The 17,532-nt window shown below is 63.8% G+C and carries 17 protein-coding genes; 11 read left to right on the top strand and 6 right to left on the bottom strand.

The window, feature by feature from the left end; all coding sequences use genetic code 11:
• Positions 1 to 17: 17 nt before the first annotated feature.
• The gene (locus tag DDA93_RS04275) at positions 18 to 689 is read right to left on the bottom strand and encodes a dihydrofolate reductase family protein (RefSeq protein ID WP_116778126.1); all 672 of its coding nucleotides are present in this window, start codon (positions 687 to 689) and stop codon (positions 18 to 20) included.
• Positions 690 to 916: 227 nt separating this feature from the next.
• Between DDA93_RS04275 and DDA93_RS04270 the strand changes: the two genes are divergently transcribed.
• The 4 genes from DDA93_RS04270 (at position 917) to nrdR (ending at position 5,543) form a co-directional block, all read left to right on the top strand.
• The gene (locus DDA93_RS04270; RefSeq protein ID WP_116778147.1) at positions 917 to 2,017 is read left to right on the top strand and encodes a D-TA family PLP-dependent enzyme; all 1,101 of its coding nucleotides are present in this window, start codon (positions 917 to 919) and stop codon (positions 2,015 to 2,017) included.
• Between the two features lie 159 nt (positions 2,018 to 2,176).
• Positions 2,177 to 3,481 (top strand): cation:proton antiporter, encoded by a 1,305-nt coding sequence (locus DDA93_RS04265; protein WP_026040871.1) that lies wholly within the window; start codon positions 2,177 to 2,179, stop codon positions 3,479 to 3,481.
• A gap of 90 nt (positions 3,482 to 3,571) precedes the next feature.
• Positions 3,572 to 4,933 (top strand): histidinol dehydrogenase, encoded by a 1,362-nt coding sequence (hisD, locus tag DDA93_RS04260; RefSeq protein ID WP_116778125.1) that lies wholly within the window; start codon positions 3,572 to 3,574, stop codon positions 4,931 to 4,933.
• 112 nt (positions 4,934 to 5,045) lie between these two features.
• Positions 5,046 to 5,543 carry a transcriptional regulator NrdR gene (nrdR, locus tag DDA93_RS04255; protein WP_019481308.1) on the top strand — a complete coding sequence of 166 codons (498 nt, stop codon included), beginning with the start codon at positions 5,046 to 5,048 and terminating at the stop codon, positions 5,541 to 5,543.
• A gap of 110 nt (positions 5,544 to 5,653) precedes the next feature.
• Here the strand turns inward: nrdR and ppgK are convergent, their stop codons facing one another.
• Positions 5,654 to 6,493, bottom strand: coding sequence for a polyphosphate--glucose phosphotransferase (ppgK, locus tag DDA93_RS04250; RefSeq protein WP_019481307.1), 840 nt, complete (start codon positions 6,491 to 6,493; stop codon positions 5,654 to 5,656).
• A 60-nt stretch (positions 6,494 to 6,553) separates the two neighbouring features.
• The gene (map, locus tag DDA93_RS04245; RefSeq protein ID WP_024477357.1) at positions 6,554 to 7,432 is read right to left on the bottom strand and encodes a type I methionyl aminopeptidase; all 879 of its coding nucleotides are present in this window, start codon (positions 7,430 to 7,432) and stop codon (positions 6,554 to 6,556) included.
• A 60-nt stretch (positions 7,433 to 7,492) separates the two neighbouring features.
• On the opposite strand from map (DDA93_RS04245), the gene DDA93_RS04240 reads away from it, so the two are divergent.
• Complete coding sequence (locus tag DDA93_RS04240) at positions 7,493 to 7,657, top strand: SPOR domain-containing protein (protein WP_019481305.1); 165 nt, start codon at positions 7,493 to 7,495, stop codon at positions 7,655 to 7,657.
• A gap of 3 nt (positions 7,658 to 7,660) precedes the next feature.
• Here the strand turns inward: DDA93_RS04240 and panB are convergent, their stop codons facing one another.
• Entirely contained in the window at positions 7,661 to 8,545 is an 885-nt protein-coding gene (gene panB, locus DDA93_RS04235; protein WP_116778124.1) for a 3-methyl-2-oxobutanoate hydroxymethyltransferase, read from the bottom strand.
• 132 nt (positions 8,546 to 8,677) lie between these two features.
• Here panB and glnA (DDA93_RS04230) point away from each other — a divergent pair, with 132 nt between their 5' ends.
• From glnA (DDA93_RS04230) to DDA93_RS16970, 4 genes are all read left to right on the top strand, one after another.
• Entirely contained in the window at positions 8,678 to 10,018 is a 1,341-nt protein-coding gene (glnA, locus tag DDA93_RS04230; protein WP_024477355.1) for a type I glutamate--ammonia ligase, read from the top strand.
• Positions 10,019 to 10,031: 13 nt separating this feature from the next.
• A complete protein-coding gene (locus tag DDA93_RS04225; protein ID WP_116778123.1) occupies positions 10,032 to 13,043 on the top strand; it encodes a bifunctional [glutamine synthetase] adenylyltransferase/[glutamine synthetase]-adenylyl-L-tyrosine phosphorylase in 3,012 nt (1,003 codons plus the stop codon).
• 118 nt (positions 13,044 to 13,161) lie between these two features.
• Complete coding sequence (locus DDA93_RS04220; protein WP_237742172.1) at positions 13,162 to 13,362, top strand: AsnC family protein; 201 nt, start codon at positions 13,162 to 13,164, stop codon at positions 13,360 to 13,362.
• A gap of 131 nt (positions 13,363 to 13,493) precedes the next feature.
• Positions 13,494 to 13,625, top strand: a complete 132-nt coding sequence (locus DDA93_RS16970; RefSeq protein ID WP_279325259.1) for a hypothetical protein — start codon at positions 13,494 to 13,496, stop codon at positions 13,623 to 13,625.
• A 69-nt stretch (positions 13,626 to 13,694) separates the two neighbouring features.
• On the opposite strand, the gene glnA (DDA93_RS04215) is transcribed toward DDA93_RS16970, so the two are convergent.
• Positions 13,695 to 15,119, bottom strand: coding sequence for a type I glutamate--ammonia ligase (gene glnA / locus DDA93_RS04215; RefSeq protein ID WP_019483252.1), 1,425 nt, complete (start codon positions 15,117 to 15,119; stop codon positions 13,695 to 13,697).
• A 263-nt stretch (positions 15,120 to 15,382) separates the two neighbouring features.
• Here glnA (DDA93_RS04215) and DDA93_RS04210 point away from each other — a divergent pair, with 263 nt between their 5' ends.
• Together DDA93_RS04210 and map (DDA93_RS04205) are read left to right on the top strand one after the other, a co-directional pair.
• On the top strand, positions 15,383 to 15,820 hold the full coding sequence (locus DDA93_RS04210) for an RDD family protein (protein ID WP_019483251.1): 438 nt from the start codon (positions 15,383 to 15,385) through the stop codon (positions 15,818 to 15,820).
• An 83-nt stretch (positions 15,821 to 15,903) separates the two neighbouring features.
• Positions 15,904 to 16,674: a type I methionyl aminopeptidase gene (gene map / locus DDA93_RS04205; RefSeq protein WP_024477352.1), complete on the top strand. Its 771-nt coding sequence runs from the start codon at positions 15,904 to 15,906 to the stop codon at positions 16,672 to 16,674.
• A 79-nt stretch (positions 16,675 to 16,753) separates the two neighbouring features.
• Here map (DDA93_RS04205) and DDA93_RS04200 read toward each other — a convergent pair whose 3' ends face one another.
• Positions 16,754 to 17,506, bottom strand: coding sequence for a DUF4191 domain-containing protein (locus tag DDA93_RS04200; protein ID WP_019483249.1), 753 nt, complete (start codon positions 17,504 to 17,506; stop codon positions 16,754 to 16,756).
• Between the last annotated feature and the right edge of the window lie 26 nt (positions 17,507 to 17,532).

Genomic DNA, 17,532 nt, shown 5'->3' with positions numbered 1-17,532 from the left:
ACAGGTGATGACCATGGTCACCGCTCACTTGGGGGTCCCGGACGTCGGTCGAAGGTCAGATGGATGACACCGCTGGGGGAGGGCGCTGCCTCAATGTGGAAGCGTTCCTCGAGCCCTTCGAGGGAGTCCCACAGCCGTTCCCCCCGGCCAAGGAAGATCGGGACAAGAACCAGGTGCATTTGGTCGACCAGATCGGCTTCAAGGAACTGCCGGACGGTGGCGGCGCCACCGCCGATTCGCACATCGAGATCGCCGGCGAGGGTGCGAGCCTGTTCGAGCGCTTCGGCAGGCTCGGCGTCCACAAAGTGGAATGTGGTGCCGCCGTCCATGGCCAGTGTCGGACGTAAGTGGTGAGTCAGGACGACTACAGGGGTGTGGAAGGGCGGATTGTCTCCCCACCAACCCTTCCACTGTTCGTCGGCCCACGGGCCGCGCTGAGGCCCGAACTTGTTCCGGCCCATGATTTCGACTCCGATGCCGGAGGCCCATTGGCTGGCGAAGACTTCGTCGACACCGTTGGAGCCCCGTTCCTCGCCGTGGAAACCCAAGCGCTGGAAAGTGCGTGTCGGGAGGGCCCATTCAAGCAAGCGCGTCCCGGCATGCCCGAAAGGCGCGTCCAGTTGTTGCCCCTCGCCCGTGCCGAATCCATCGATCGAGACAGTAAAATTGTGAACACGAACAAGCGACATTGGGCTTCTACCTTCCAGCCAGGGGTCGACGGCGACACTCAGGACAGCCAACGCGGCCGTTCTGACGAGGCTGCGCCGACCGTAGCGCAACCCGCGATAAACCCGCAAGGAGTCCGGCCGCGATCGTGACAGTGGTGGTGTCGAGGACAACCATCAGCCGGGTCCTGACGAGAATGCCTCGAGCCCACCCACGCATGTGGGGGAGGGCAGGGGACTATGGAGGAATGATTAATCCTGTGCCGGAAGGTATTGAGACCCCAGAGGTCATGATTGACCTGGACACCCTCCAGCGCAACATCGATCGGATGGCCACGGTGGTGCAAGGCAAGGGGATGGGTCTTCGACCGCATGTGAAGACCCACAAGATCCCGCAGATCGCCGCACTACAGCTGGCCGCGGGTGCGGTGGGTCTGACGGTAGCGACCATCGGGGAAGCTGAAATCTTTGTGGACCATGGTGCGACGGACCTCTTCATCGCCTATCCGCTCTGGGTCACTCCCCATCATGCCCGCCGACTGATTCAACTCAGCGCCACAGCACGGGTCGCCGTCGGGACGGATTCAGTCGAAGCCACTCGCGCGATGGGCAAGGCGCTTTCGGGTGCCGCGGACAGGATCGAAATCCTGGTGGAGATAGACAGCGGTCACCATCGCAGCGGGGTGAGCCCATCGGCAGCGGTTGAGGTCGCTCGTTCGGCGGCCGAGGCCGGGCTAAGGGTGTCGGGGGTCTTCACCTTCCCTGGGCATAGCTATGCGCCGGGTATGCCAGTAAGCGCAGCCGATCAGGAACAGGAAGCGCTCGCGGAAGCAGCCCGGCTGGTTGGGGCCGCAGGGTTCGAGGTCTCCCGGATTAGCGGCGGGTCGACCCCGACGGCTACCCTCACACGCACATCAGCGGCAACCGAAGTCCGACCCGGAGTGTATGTCTTCGGAGACGCTCAACAGCTGGAGCTGGGGCGGTGCACCCTGGACGATATTGCTTTGACTATCGCGTCAACTGTTGTCAGCCGCCATGAAGGTGACGCTCACGCGCCACGCAGAGTCATCCTGGATGCTGGCAGCAAGGTGATCGGCAGTGACCGCCCAGCCTGGGCCACCGGGTTCGGGCGGCTCGCGGACCATCCCGAAGCCCGTATTAGCGCACTGTCCGAGCACCATGCCACGGTCAGCTGGCCCGACGGTGCACAACTGCCAGCACTGGGCGAGCGGTTGCGGGTGATTCCCAACCATGTGTGCCTAACCATGAACCTCGTGGACGAGGTGACGGTACTGAGCAGCGGCGTCGTCGTCGACCGCTGGCGGGTTGCCGCCCGCGGTAAAAACAACTAGCCCCTCTCGCACTCTGGGGGCTGGCACCCCCAGGGTGCGGCCCAGCATCGCGGGAAAGGCAGAAGCTAGGCGCTCGTCACGTGCAGTGCCAATTCGGCGTAACCTACTCTTGCGTGGTTCACACAGGGTGCACTAGTCCGCATAACGAAAGAGGTACCGGTGTTTGAAACACCGAGTGTGATATTCGCTGCCGCCGGGATTGCTGTCTTCGCAGCCGCGTTGCTGCCACGTTTGCTGCTGCGGGCCCCGGTCTCGATGCCAATGATGTTCCTTGCCGCCGGCTTCGTGGTGTTCTATTTCGCCGAAGGGCTGCCGGACCCGGACCCGATTGCGTACAGCGATGTGACAATTCACCTGAGTGAGATTTGCGTGATCGTGTCCCTCATGGGCGCGGGGCTAGCCCTGGACCGAAAGGTGGGACTAAAGCGTTGGGCCACCACCTGGCGGTTGCTCGGGATCGCGATGCCGCTGTGTTTGATCGTTTTCACGCTGCTCGGAATGTGGGTGCTCGGCCTCGGGCTGGCTGGAGCGATCCTCGTCGCGGCGGCCCTGGCGCCCACGGATCCGGTGCTGGCATCGGAAGTGCAGGTCGGAGCGCCCTCCGAAACGGAGGAAGAACTCGAAGGCGAGGATGAGGTGCGATTCGGGCTTACCTCCGAGGCCGGGCTCAACGACGGCCTTGCCTTCCCGTTCGTTTATCTCGCCATCGCCATCAGCCTGGTGGGTAGTTCGCCTTCGGCGTGGTTCCCCGAGTTTGTCGCCCTGGATGTGGTCTGGCGGATAGCCATTGGATGCCTACTGGGCTTCGGAATGGGCAAGCTGCTGAGCAGGATCTTCTTCCAGTCCCGAATCGAGAGCGCCCGGCTGGCCAGTCACTCCGAGGGCTTTGTTGCTCTCGCAGCCACCTTCCTCACCTACGGGGTCACCGAAATGGTCGAAGGATACGGGTTCATTGCCGTCTTCGTCTGCGCCGTGACTATCCGCTCAGGCGAACAGACGCACGGGTTCCACGGAGTGCTGCACAGCTACATCGAGCAGCTCGAACGGCTACTCACAGTGGTGGTGCTCGTCCTACTGGGCGGCGCCGTGGCAAGGGGACTGCTGGCAGGAGTCACCCTCAGTGAAATCCTTGTTGCGCTCGCCTTCCTCCTGCTGGTGCGGCCCATCGCGGCGTGGATCAGCCTCGCACGAGGCAGCACCGGGCCCTGGGAACGCGCCGTCATTTCCTTCTTCGGCGTCCGCGGTATCGGTTCCATCTACTACCTCAGCTACGCCCTCTCCAAGGGCGAGTTCGCTAGCGAGGATGAGACTCTATGGCGCATTGTCGGCTTGGTCATCGTCATGTCGATCCTCCTTCACGGCGTCACCGCCGCACCCATGATCAATGCCCTGGACAAGGCGCGGGAACGCAAGGCGCTTCGGGAATCCGGCACGGAGGGCACCGCTCCAAGGACCGCCATCTGACGACGGACCACCGGGTGCGACCTTCATGAAATGTTGGTCGACGCCCGGGCATCAGCGGGGTTGTCCTGAGCTGCCCGCTAGACTTGGAGCGTGAATATTTCGCTCGCCCAACAGCCCTCCGCCGACTCTTTCGCTGACTTCCGGACCATCGATCTGCGAGGCAGTGCCCTTACCGGCGTGGCTCTCAGCGCAGTGATGCCACGACCGGAAATGGGAGGCTCCGGCGTTGAGGCCCCGGTCGCAGCGATCCTCGCCGATGTGCGGGAACGCGGCCTGGTCGCGCTGACCGAGCTAGCGCTGAGGTTCGACGGGGTCGAGCAGGCCTCTCCGCGGGTTCCGCGGGAGGCCCTGACCAAGGCCCTGGCCGAACTCGCTCCGGATGTACGGCTGGCCCTGGCCGAGTCGATCGATCGTGCCCGCCGCTTCGCCGCCGCGCAGGTTCCCGACGACGTCGAGGTGGAAATCTCCCCGGGCGCCGTCGTGACGCACAAGTGGATAGCGGTCCGCCGCGTGGGCCTCTATGTTCCGGGCGGATTGGCTGTCTACCCGTCCTCTGTAGTGATGAATGTGGTGCCGGCACAGGCGGCCGGAGTCGAATCGATTGCTCTCGCCTCCCCGCCACAGAAGGAATTCGGAGGGCTCCCGCACCCGGTCATTCTCGCGGCGGCCGAGATGTTGGGCATTACCGAGGTGTACGCCATCGGCGGCGCGCAGGCCATCGCAGCATTTGCCTATGGGGTGGACGGCGGCGAGGGCGACGACGCTATCGACCGGGTGGACGTGGTGACGGGTCCGGGCAACATTTATGTCGCGACCGCCAAGCGGCTGCTCAAGGGGACCGTCGGGATTGATTCCGAGGCTGGCACCACTGAGATCGCCATACTGGCTGACAACACCGCGGATCCGCGGCTGATTGCTGCAGACCTGATCAGCCAGGCCGAACACGACCCCAACGCTGCGTCGGTTCTGATCACCGACTCCGAAGACCTTGCCGCTCGTGTCCGGGGCCACCTGTCGGCGCAGATTGCGACCACAAAACACGCCGACCGGGTGCGCGAGGCTCTCGCAGGTCAGCAGTCGGGCACCATCCTGGTGGACGACGTCGAGCACGGCATCGCTGTCTGCGACGCGTATGCGGCAGAGCACCTGGAGATTCAGACCGCCGACGCCGCACTGGTGGCCAGCCGGATTCGTAACGCCGGTGCCGTGTTTGTGGGGGACTACAGCCCGGTGAGCCTGGGCGACTACTGCGCCGGGTCGAACCACGTCCTGCCCACCGGCGGGACCGCATCCTTCGCTTCAGGCCTGAACGTCACTACCTTCCTGAAGGCGGTGCAGCTGATCAACTACAACCGGTCGGCTCTCGAGGAAGTGAGCCAGCACATCACCAGCCTGGCCACCGCGGAGGACCTACCAGCCCACGGTGATGCCGTCACCGCCCGGTTCCACTGAAACCACTACATGTAGTAATGACACTGTTGTAGTTTTCCCATATCTAGTTCTAGAATGGTGGTGTTCCACACGGTAGCCCGGCTGCCTGTCCCCACTGATCGAAAGGCGCGGCATGTTTTGTCCCTTCTGCCGTAACGCCGATTCACGGGTGGTCGACAGTCGCCTGGCCGACGATGGTTCGGCAATCCGCCGGCGTCGTCAATGTCCGGAGTGCGGACGGCGATTCACCACCGTTGAGACGACAAGCCTCAGCGTGATCAAACGCTCGGGCGTCGGGGAGCCCTTCAGCCGCAGCAAGGTGATCAACGGTGCACGGAAAGCCTGTCAGGGACGTCCGGTGACCGAAGACGACCTCGCGCTGCTCGCGCAGGAAGTCGAAGAATCGATCCGGGCCAGTGGGGCCGCGGAAATCGATGCCCACGAGGTGGGTCTGGCAATCCTGGGTCCGCTGCAGAAGCTGGATCAGGTCGCCTACCTCCGGTTCGCCAGCGTGTACCGGGGATTCGATTCCCTCGAGGACTTCGAGACGGCTATCGCGAAACTGCGCCGCGAAGCGGGCGAAGCGCCAACTGCGCCGACGGGCACCCAAAGGCCGTTGACCGCGCAGTAACACAAGCTCCGGTGGTGGCTGCGGAGGGGAAGCCGACGCCACCACCGGCACCAACCACTCACAGACCATCGCGCGTCGTCGACGGTCGCCCGACGACGACGCCGCGATGGTTACGCGTCGGGGACTGCTGCGGCCAGTTTCGCCAGGCGCTTGAAGTGCAGTGCTGCCTGCAGTGCGGCGCCCACGATGCCCGCCTGGTTCCTCAGCTGGGCCGGGATGATGCGGGTGCGCAGGTTCAGTCCGGGCAGGTACTCCTTGCTGCGCTTGGAAATGCCGCCACCGACAATAAACAGCTCCGGTGAGAAGAGGAACTCGACATGCGAAAAGTACCGTTGCAGGCGGACCGAGTACTCGTCCCAGTCAATGCCGTCACGTTCGCGGGCGACTGCTGAGGCCCGGGTTTCGGCGTCGTACCCGTCAATCTCCAGGTGCCCGAGCTCGGCGTTAGGTACCAGCTTCCCGTCAAAGATGAACGCCGAACCGATCCCGGTCCCCAGGGTAATGACCAGAACAGTGCCGTCCACCCCCTTGCCAGCCCCGTACCGCACCTCGGCGAGACCGGCTGCGTCGGCGTCGTTGATGACGTGCACATCGCGGTCCAGCACTTTGCTGAAGAGGCCGTCGACGTCGGTGTCGACCCAGCTCTGGTCCACGTTGGCTGCGGAACGGGCGATACCGTGCTGGATGATGGCCGGGAAGGTGACACCGACCGGCACCTCTGGGCCGGGTGCGCTGGGCCGGGTCGACAACTCAGCGACAATCTGCGCCACGACTTCGGCGACGGCCTCAGGAGTGGAGGGCTGCGGGGTGGGCACGCGGAAGCGCTCCCCAACGATCTCACCTTCGACCAGATCGACGATGCCACCCTTGATGCCGGTGCCGCCGATATCGATGCCGATCACTGTGTTCGGCAGGGACTTGCCGTGCTTCTTCTCGCTGCTCTTGCCCATGGTTCTCCAGGTGTAGGTGGGGGGTCGCCGGCGCGGCGGAGCGCCGCGGGAACCCGGTGGTTAGGGGACGGTAAGGATCTCGGCGCCGCTGTCGGTCACCAAAAGGGTGTGCTCAAACTGGGCGGTGCGCTGGCGGTCCTTGGTCAGGACCGTCCACTCGTCCGGCCACATGTCCCACTCGATGGTTCCGAGGGTGAGCATGGGTTCAATGGTGAAGGTCATGCCCGGTTCGATAATCCGGTTATAGGCCGGGGCGGCATCGTAGTGGGGAATGATCAGCCCGGTGTGGAAGGCTTCGCCGACGCCGTGGCCGGTGAAGTCGCGCACCACTCCATAGCCGAACCGGCGGGCATAGGACTCGATGGTCCGGCCAATGACATTGATTTCCCGGCCTGGAGCCACCGCCCTGATGGCACGGTTCAGCGATTCCTTGGTGCGCTCGACCAGGAGGCGGGATTCGTCGTCGACGTCGCCCACCAGGAACGTGTAGTTGGTGTCGCCGTGGACGCCGTCAAGGTAGGCGGTGATGTCAATGTTCAGGATGTCGCCGTCGCGCAGCACGGTGGTGTCGGGGATGCCGTGACAGATCACTTCATTGAGGGAGGAGCAAAGCGATTTCGGGAATCCGCGGTAGCCCAGGGTCGAGGGGTAGGCGCCGTGGTCCACGAGAAACTGGTGGCCTACCCGATCCAGCTGGTCGGTGGTCACCCCGGGCTCGATGTGGCGGCCAACCTCGACGATGGCCTGTGCGGCCAGCCGGCTCGCACGGCGGATCTTTTCGATGGTTTCGGGAGTCTTGACCTCGGACCCGGTGAAGGGGGCAGGTCCGCTGCGCCCAACATACTCGGGGCGCGGAATACTCACCGGGACCGGTAGTTGGGGACTGACGGTTCCTGGTTCGAGTGTTCCAACGGGTGCACTGACGGATTGCTGAGGCATACTCTTGATCTTATAGGCGCCACGGCGTCCCGCCGAAAGTCACCATCAAGGAGGACCCTCATGGCCGAGTTCTGGTACAACGTGCAAACCCACGAGATCGAGGAGGACGCGCAGTCAGATTGGCGGAAACTGATTGGGCCCTACCCCACACGTGCGGAGGCCGAGCGTGCCCTGGAAAAAGTAGCCCAGCGAAACCAGGCGTGGGATGCCGAGGACGAGCAGTAGCTCCTAGAAGCTGTGCTCCGGCCCGGGGAACGTCCCGTTCCGGACCTCCTCGCCGTACGTCGTCGCAGCCGCTGCGAGCACTGAGCGGACGTCGGCAAACTGTTTGACGAACTTGGGTTGGCGGCCCGTACGAACCCCGGCCATGTCCTGCCATACCAGGACCTGGCCGGTGGTCGAGTTGCCTGCGCCAATCCCAATGGTCGGTACGCGAACGGCGCGGTCGACGGCGGCAGCCACCTCGGCGGGCACCATCTCCATGAGCACACAGAACGCTCCGGCTTCGGCGAGGGCGACGGCGTCGTCAATCAGTTCCTGTGCAGCGTCCCCACGGCCCTGGACCCGGTACCCGCCCAAGGCATGCTCGCTCTGAGGGGTGAACCCGATATGGGCCATGACGGGGATACCGGCGGTCGTCAGGGCACGGACGGTGTCGGCGTAGTGGCGGCCGCCCTCCATCTTGACGGCATGAACCCCTCCCTCTTTCATCAGGCGGACCGACGATTCGATGGCCTGCGCGGGGGAGATTTCGTAGCTGCCGAAGGGCAGGTCACAGACCACCAACGCCCGGGAGGCACCGTTGATGACGGCACGCGAGAAGATGATCATCTCATCGACGGTGATCGGCAGGGTGGTGGTGTAGCCCAACACGTTGTTGGCGGCAGAGTCGCCGACGAGCAGCACCTCGATGCCGGCGTCGTCGAAGATCTCCGCGGCGTACTGGTCATAGGCAGTGAGCATGGCGAAGCGGCGTCCATCATTTTTCGCCTGCTGCAGGTGATGAGTGCGGATCCGGGCCGGAGTCCGCGGCTGCGACGCGGCCGGTGCGGCCCCGGCGTCGGCATCGCGGGCACCCGTGCCGTAGGGCGCTGGAATCTCTGCTGAAGTCATATGTCGAGCCTACTTCAGAAGCCCGGGTGGCACGCGGGCTTAACAATGCGTGAGTATCAGTAGAGTGAACTGGTGGACCGACACTCATGATGACACCCGGGACACACACCGACAGCATGAAAGAGGGTAGCTATGGACCGGCAGCAGGAATTTGTACTGCGTACCATCGAGGAACGCGATGTGCGGTTTGTGCGGCTGTGGTTCACCGACGTTGTGGGTTCCCTGAAGTCGGTGGCATTGGCTCCGGCCGAGGTGGAGGGCGCATTCGAGGAGGGCCTGGGGTTCGACGGTTCGTCCATTGAAGGGCTGGCCCGCGTCTTCGAGTCCGACATGCTGGCACAGCCTGATCCTTCGACCTTCCAGATCCTGCCGTGGCGTGGAGAGAAAGAACCCACATCGCGGATGTTTTGCGACATTCTCACCCCCGATGGCATGCCGTCCACCGCCGATCCGCGCGGCGTCCTGAAAAGGACGCTCGCGAAAGCCGCCGACATGGGTTTCACCTGCTACACCCACCCCGAGATTGAGTTCTACCTGCTCAAATCCGATGAGCTGGGACCCGATGGACAGCCTGTGCCCGTGGACCAGGCCGGCTACTTCGACCATGTTCCCGGTGGCGTGGCGCAGGACTTCCGGCGCACCGCCGTCGCGATGCTCGAATCGGTGGGCATCTCGGTGGAGTTCAGTCACCACGAGGCCGGTCCCGGCCAGAACGAAATCGATCTGCGCTACGCCGACGCGCTGCAGACCGCCGACAACATCATGACCTTCAGAACCATCATCAAGGAGGTGGCGCTGACCCAGGACAGCTATGCCACCTTCATGCCGAAGCCGTTCTCCGACCACCCCGGCTCCGGGATGCACACCCACTTCTCCCTGTTCGAGGGCGACGCCAACGCGTTCTACGAAGCGGGCGCCGAGTTTCAGCTGTCCAAGACAGCACGCCAGTTCATTGCCGGCATCCTCAAGCATGCACCGGAATTCACTGCCGTCACCAACCAGTTCGTGAACTCCTACAAGCGCCTCTGGGGCGGGGGAGAGGCCCCAAGCTACCTCTCCTGGGGCCACAACAACCGGTCAGCCCTGGTCCGCGTTCCCCTGTACAAGCCCAACAAGGGCCAGTCAGCCCGCATCGAATATCGCGGCATCGATTCGGCCAGCAATCCGTACCTCGCCTACTCGGTGCTGCTCGGTGCGGGTCTGAAGGGTATCGAGGAAGGTTACGAGCTGCCACCGGGTGCCGAGGACGACGTCTGGAGTCTGACCGCCACCGAACGGCGCGCCATGGGCCACGACCCGTTGCCAGCGAGCCTGCATGACGCCATCCGGGTCATGGAGGACTCGGAACTCGTGGCGGGAATCCTGGGCGAGCAGGTCTACGAGAACTTCCTGCGGAACAAGCGGGCCGAATGGCATGATTACCGCATCCAGGTCACGCCATACGAGCTGCGCCGTAACCTCGGGATCCTCTAAACTGGCGCCCGCCATGAGCCTCAACCGCCAACTCATCAGCCGGGGTTTCACCGACCTCGAAAAAAGCTCCCGCTTTCTGGACGCGCCCGAATTGCGGGACATTCCGGAGGCAGCGCTGTTCGGCGGGTTGGCGCGCTCAGCCAACCCCGATCTGGCGCTGCAATCCCTGGTCCGGCTCCTGGCGGTACAACCTGATCTTGCGGCCGTGGTGGCCGACGGCGGTGTGGGCAGCGAACCGCTGTTCAGGTTGCTCGGCGCCTCGGAGGCCCTTGCCGAATTCCTGATGCGGCGACCCGAGCACCTGGACACCGTCAAGGTCAGCCCTAGCCGGAATCCCGGCGGGGTGTCAGCGGAACGGTTGCGGTCTTCGCTGCTCGAGTCGGTCGGCGCCGATCCGTCGTCGGGCACCCCCGTCGCGGCCGGGGGTGGCAAGGAATCGTACGCGCTGCTGCGGGCACGCTACCGCCGTCACCTGGTGGAACTGGCGGTCAGGGACCTGTGCTCGGCGTCGCCGGTGGACTATCTGCCGACCGTCGGCAAGGAGCTGGCCGATCTGGCAGCCGCCGCGGTTGAGGCAGCGCTGGCTGTTGCACGGGCGGAACTGGCTGACAGCTTCTCGGCCGCTGACATAGCATCGGTGCGCCTCGCGGTAATGGGGATGGGCAAGTGTGGTGCGGGAGAGCTGAACTACATTTCCGACGTCGACGTCATCTACGTGATTGAGGCACCAGACCTCGCCGAGGAGCTTGCCGTCCGGATTGGGACGTCGCTGGCCTCCGGAATTTCCCGGGCTATTACGTCAAGCGGGATTGAGCCCGGGCTGTGGGAGGTGGACGCCAACCTGCGGCCCGAGGGGCGCGAAGGCCCACTGGTGAGGACCCTCGATTCCCACCTGTCCTACTACGCCCGGTGGGCCCAGAGTTGGGAGTTCCAGGCACTGCTGAAGGCCCGGACCATCGCTGGCGACGCCGATCTGGGGCGTCGCTACGAGGAGTCAGTCGCGCCGCTGGTCTGGAACTCCTCGGAGCGTGAAGGCTTCGTCGACTCGGTGCAGGCCATGCGCCGCCGGGTCACCGACAACATCCCGTCCCATGAGGCGGAGCGTCAGCTCAAGCTCGGCCCCGGCGGCCTCCGGGACGTCGAATTCACCGTCCAGCTGCTCCAGCTGGTGCATGGCAAGGCCGACGAGTCGATCCGGATCCGTGACACGACCTCGGCCATCGCCGCGCTCAGCGCCGCAGGCTATATCGGTAGGACCTACGCCAGGGCGTTCGACGAGTCGTACCGCTACCTGCGGGTGCTCGAGCACCGGATCCAGCTCGTCAATATGCGCCGCACGCACCTGATGCCCGAGGACGACGCGTCGCGACGGGCCCTCGCCATGTCATCCCAGGGCGCCCAAAGCACCACCCGCCCGGCCGCGGCAGCCCTGATTGAACAGTGGCAGCAGACCAAGCGCCTCGTGCGGGGCCTGCACGAGAACATCTTTTACCGTCCGCTGCTGAACACTGCCGCGAATCTCAGCATCGACGAGGTCAAGCTGACCCCCGAGGCAGCCCGGGCGCGGCTCGCCGCCCTGGGCTACCTGGACCCCAAAGTCGCGATGCGTCACATCGAGGCACTCACCTCGGGTCTGAGCCGGCGGTCGGCGCTGCAACGCAACCTGCTGCCGGTCCTCCTCGGCTGGCTGGCCGATGGGGTGGACCCCGACGCGGGCCTGCTGGCCTTCCGGCGGCTCAGCGAGGGCCTCGGCCAGACCCACTGGTACCTTGGCATGCTCCGTGATTCCAAGGCGGCTGCTGAACGGCTATGCCACATCCTCTCCAGTAGCCGGTTCATCGCCGACCTGCTGGAAGTGTCACCGGAATCCACCAAGTGGCTCGGCAACGACAAGGACCTGATCCCGGTCGGGTTTGAAGCCCAGTGGACAGAAATCCAGTCAAAAATGTCCCGGCACCCCGAACCCCGCGAAGCGATGCGGCTGATCCGGTTGATCCGCCGCCGGGAACTGCTTCGCATCGCCATCGCCGACAGCTCAGGGCTGCTGGATCAGGCCGCGGTAGGGGCCGCCTTGTCCGCGACTGACCGGGCAGCGATCCTCGGCGCGCTGCATGTCGCAGAGGGTGCTGTCTTAGCGAACGAGGAGCCGCTGACCGACGTCGTCGTCGTGGCAATGGGGCGGCAGGGTGGCCGTGAGATCACCTACGGGTCGGACGCCGACGTGATGTACGTGCACCGTGCCCGTCAGGGGGCGAGCGAGGCGGCGGCTCAGGGGCAGGCGGAGCGGATCGTCAGCCAACTGTCGGCGCTGCTGCAGCAGCCCTGCTCTCCGGCAATCCAGGCGGAGCGGGTCCTGGAAATCGACGCCGACCTGCGCCCCGAGGGGAAACAGGGTCCGATGGTGCGGTCGCTCGAGTCCTTCCGCGAGTATTACCGGCGGTGGTCGCTGGTCTGGGAGTCGCAGGCCCTGCTGCGTGCCCTGCCCATCGCAGGAAGCGATGACCTCGCCGCAGCATTCACCGGACTGATCGACCCCATCCGCTACCCGGAGACCATCTCGGGCCAGGGGGTGCGGGAGATTCGCCGGATCAAGGCCCGGATGGAATCGGAGCGGCTGCCGCGGGGAGCCGACCCGTCGCGGCACCTGAAGCTCGGTAGGGGAGGGCTGAGCGACGTCGAGTGGCTGGTGCAGCTGCTGCAACTTCAGCACGCTCACGCGAATGATGCCCTGAAGACCACCTCGACCCTTGCGGCAATGGACGCGATCGAGGCTGCCGAGCTACTGTCCGCTTCCGACGTGCTCACGCTGCGTCAAAGCTGGTGCCTCTCGAGCCGGGTGCGGGCCGCGAACGTGATCTGGAGCGGCAAGGCATCAGACCTGTTGCCGTCGTCGCGCCGTGACCTGGAGGCGGTGGCCCGCTGGTGTGGTTACGGCCCCGGGATGGGTGCGTTACTGGAAGAGGACTACCTGCGGCTCACCCGTCGCAGCCGGGCCATCTTCGAGCGGTCCTTCTACGGCTACTGAGGCACTTTTCTGGTCCGGTTCCGGGTCCTGCCGACGGGAGTTACCCATCCAGCCGACGGAGTTCACTAGAAATTCAAGCCAGTTGTCAACTATGGTTGACATCATGGAGGTGGAACGCATGAAAACGCTCGTCGGATCGCTCGACGACGGCGGACCGGTCAACCGGTTGCAAGCCGTCAGCGAACTGCGTCAGGAAGTTGGCCGGGCCGAGACAGTGGCCGTTCGGCAGGCACGTCAGGCGGGGCTGTCCTGGGAGGCTATCGCCCAGGCACTCGGGGTCACCCGTCAGGCCGTGCACAAGAGGTACGGGAAGCGCTAGACCTTCGTACCCACGACACGGTCCAGGATTCACGGCGGCAGCTTGCGCAGTTCCATCAGCATCAGCCGGTACCTTTTGGTATCAGGAAAGAACCTTCAGGAAGGATGCTCGTGATGATGGACCACAGTGCAATGACGCAATCTGGTGTTCGATCACTGCTCGCCGCAGTCGGAGCAATCGGTATCGAAGCTGCCACGAAGGTCAGCACAGCGGTGCGGGACGCCGTCATGGTGCTCACATCTCTCGATGAAGCGTCCTACTGAATCGCCGCAGCTTTAGCGCAAAAAGAAGACCCGCACGGTGATCCGTGCGGGTCTTCTGCCATCTAGAGACTAGACGCCGTAGTAGAGCTCGAACTCGTAAGGGTTCGGGCGCAGTGACAGCGGGATGATCTCGAATTCGCGCTTGTACTCGATCCAGGTGTCGATGAGGTCCTGGGTGAAGACGCCGCCGGCCTGCAGGAACTCGTTGTCGGCCTCAAGGGCGAGCAGAGCTTCCTCCAGTGAACCCGGAGCCTTCTGGATGTCCTTGGCTTCCTCAGCGGGGAGCTCGTACAGGTCCTTGTCGATCGGATCAGCAGGCTCGATCCGGTTCTTGATGCCGTCAAGGCCAGCCATCAGCTGGGCTGCGAAGGCCAGGTACGGGTTGGACGAGGGGTCCGGCGCACGGAACTCGATGCGCTTTGCCTTCGGGTTGGAGCCCGTGATCGGGATTCGGATACCAGCCGAGCGGTTGCCCTGCGAGTACACCATGTTCACCGGTGCTTCGAAGCCCTTGACCAGGCGACGGTAGGAGTTCACCGTCGGGTTGGTGAATGCCAGTACCGCCGAGGCGTGCTTCAGCAGGCCGCCAATGTACCAGCGGGCCATGTCGGAGAGTCCCGCGTAGCCGCGCTCGTCGTAGAACAATGGCTCGCCGGCGCTCCACAGCGACTGGTGGCAGTGCATGCCCGAACCGTTGTCACCGAAGACAGGCTTCGGCATGAACGTTGCCGATTTGCCCCACGCATCGGAAACGTTCTTGACGATGTACTTGAACTTCTGCAGGTCATCAGCAGCATGCGTCATGGTGGTGAACTTGTAGTTGATCTCAGCCTGGCCCGCGCCACCTACCTCGTGGTGGGACCGCTCAACCTCGAGGCCGGCGTTGTCCAGTTCGACGCAGATCGCGTCGCGGAGGTCAGCCTGCTTGTCGACAGGAGAGACAGGGAAGTAGCCGCCCTTGAACGGGGTCTTGTTGCCAAGGTTCCCGCCCTCTTCCTCGCGGCCGCTGTTCCAGGGAGCCTCAATCGAGTCAACCTTGTAGAAGCTGCCCTGGGGCAGGGACTCGTACTGCACGTTGTCAAAGATGTAGAACTCGGCTTCCGGGGCGAAGAACGCGGTGTCCGCAATGCCGGTTGAGCTCAGATAAGCCTCAGCGCGTTCTGCCACGCCGCGAGGGTCACGGTGGTAAGGATCGCCGGTCCGAGGGTTCACAATCGAGAAGCTCAGCGCGAGCGTCTTCTCCATCCGGAAGGGATCAATGAACGCAGTCGTGGGGTCCGGTATCAGCTGCATGTCCGACTCGGCGATTCCCTGGAAGCCGCGGATCGATGACCCGTCAAACAGCTGCCCGTTCACAAAGAAGTCTGCATCGACTGTCTTCGCAGGAACGTTGAAGTGCTGCTGCACTCCGGGAAGGTCGGTGAATCGGACGTCGACAAACTTCACGTCTTCGTCAGCGATGAACTTGAGGACTTCGTCCGCATTCTTGAACATCGTTTATGCTCCTAACGCATGTGGGGGATAACGACCGGGCGCAGATCAGTGGCATTGAGCGCCGCCGCCGCAATGATTACAACTGTACGAGTTGGCAGTTTCCCACTGGTGTCGCAATTGTTTCCGGCACGTTACTTAATGGCTGGTCTGGACTAAAGGCTCTTTCAGCCTAGCCTGATTTGGCGCTGCGGGTCCGATGAGGCGTCTGGATGACGACGACGGCGACGCGCAGCCCCGCGGTGTGAACGCGTTAAGATTAAGGGGTGGTAGACAGAAACGACATCGGCTCATGGCTCGGCGGAACCCCCTCCGACAGTTCCACCGACTGGCCGGGCAAGGGGATGGGGCGTCCCAAAACCGGTCCCGCATCAATCGCCCGTCCCGGCCGCAGGGTCGGCGCACTGCTCATTGACTGGGCGCTGGCGTCGCTGATCTCCTACGGTTTCTTCGACTACAACAGTTTTGCCACCCTGGGAATTTTCGCCCTCACCCAGGTCCTGCTCGTAGGGTTCTTTGGCTACAGCATCGGGCATCGAATCATGGGCATGCAGGTTCAGACGCTCACGGGACGCCCGGCCGGGTACGGCAAGGCGCTGGTCCGGACCCTCCTGATCTGCCTGGTGATCCCGGCCGTCATCGTGGACCGCGACCAGCGCGGAGTCCACGACCGTGCAGTCCAAACAGTTCTGGTCAGGATCTGACCAGAACTCCTCACCGCATCAGGGGACAGCGCGGCTTCCTAGGCTGACCCGGATAAACACTGACTTCAAACGAAGGACACCGAATGATCGAGATCCTGAACAAGGCCGAACTGAGCCGGGCGAAAGACGCCGGAGCGTTGGTCGCCAACATCCTGCAGACGATGAAGAGCCGGGCGAGAGTCGGCACCAACCTGTTGGACATCGACAACTGGGCGAAGACGATGATTGCCGACGCCGGTGCCGAATCCTGCTATGTGGACTACGCGCCGTCGTTCGGACGCGGGCCGTTTGGTCACTACATCTGCACCGCGGTCAACGACGCTGTGCTTCACGGATTGCCCCACGATTACGCTCTCGCGGACGGGGACCTGCTGACCCTCGACCTCGCCGTATCAAAGAACGGCATTGCCGCTGATTCGGCGATCAGCTTCATCGTCGGCGAGGCTCAGCCCACGGAGAGCGTGGAGATGATCAGGGCCACCGAACGTGCCCTGAAGGCAGGCATAGCCGCAGCGGGTCCCGGTGTGAAGATTGGCGACATTTCCTACGCAATAGGTCGGGTCCTTACCGATGCGGGGTATCCGATCAACACCGAATTTGGTGGACACGGCATCGGTTCGACGATGCACCAGGATCCACATGTACCCAATATGGGTCGGCCAGGACGTGGCTATGTGCTCCGGCCCGGGCTGCTGCTCGCGTTGGAGCCGTGGGTCATGGTGGACACTGCGACCCTCGTCACCGACCCTGATGGATGGACGCTGCGGAGCGCCACCGGCTGCCGGACGGCCCACAGCGAACACACCATCGCCATCACTGACGACGGCGCCGAAATCCTTACGCTACCCAACTAAAAGGGCCGACCTCGCTTCGGTGAGAAACACTCTCCGATAGCGAGGTCGACCCTCAAACCAATCCTGCGTTCGTGCGGACCTAGCGCCCCCGCATGGCCTTGCGGTCCGGACGAGCCTTGAACGGATCAACGCCCTTGGGGATCGGCAGCTTGGTGCCCAGGGCGGTCAGCCGCTTGTTGACCGCCTGAACTTCCTGCTTGGTCAGATTCTTCTTGAGTTTCTGCGCCTTCTTGGCGACCTGGGCCAAGGGCACCTGGCCCTCGCCGCGACCGGCTTCGATGACGTGAACCTTCACGTTGGGGACGATCCGCGCCATCTTGCGCTTCTCAGCATCAGCGAGCGGTTTGACCCGAGCCGTCGGACCTTCGGTAACCAGCACGATGCCAGGCCGGCCGATAGCGCGGAAGACCGCATCCTGCGACCGCGGGTTCATCGCGACGGGCTGATCCTGCAGGATCCAGCCTCGCCGAAGCACACTGAGTGCGGCGCCGGCAGCCCCGGGCTGTCCTTCGATCTGCGAGAACGCGGCACGCTCGGCACGACGGGACAAGATGAACACTGCGGCGAGGAAGCCCAGCGGGATGGCGATGATCAGCATGGTGATCCAGTTTTGGATCAGGAAACCGATGACCAGACCGACGGCGACGATCGACAGGAACGCCAGCAGCATGATCCACACCACGTTGGGATCATTCCGCCGGGTCATCTTGAAGACCTCGGAGATTTGCTTCATCCGCCCGGTCTTCTTCGGTCCCTTTTCGGGCTTCGGCTTCCGGGAAAAGAGGCGTCGCTTAGGGGTGGATGATCCGTCTGATTCAGTGCTGTTGGCCATAATGCTTCAATTCTACGTGATCCAGG

The organism is Arthrobacter sp. Bz4 (genome assembly GCF_003075455.1).
Classification (GTDB): domain Bacteria; phylum Actinomycetota; class Actinomycetes; order Actinomycetales; family Micrococcaceae; genus Arthrobacter_D.
Note: the sequence above shows the minus strand (reverse complement) of the source record. Positions and strands in the feature narration are given on the sequence as shown.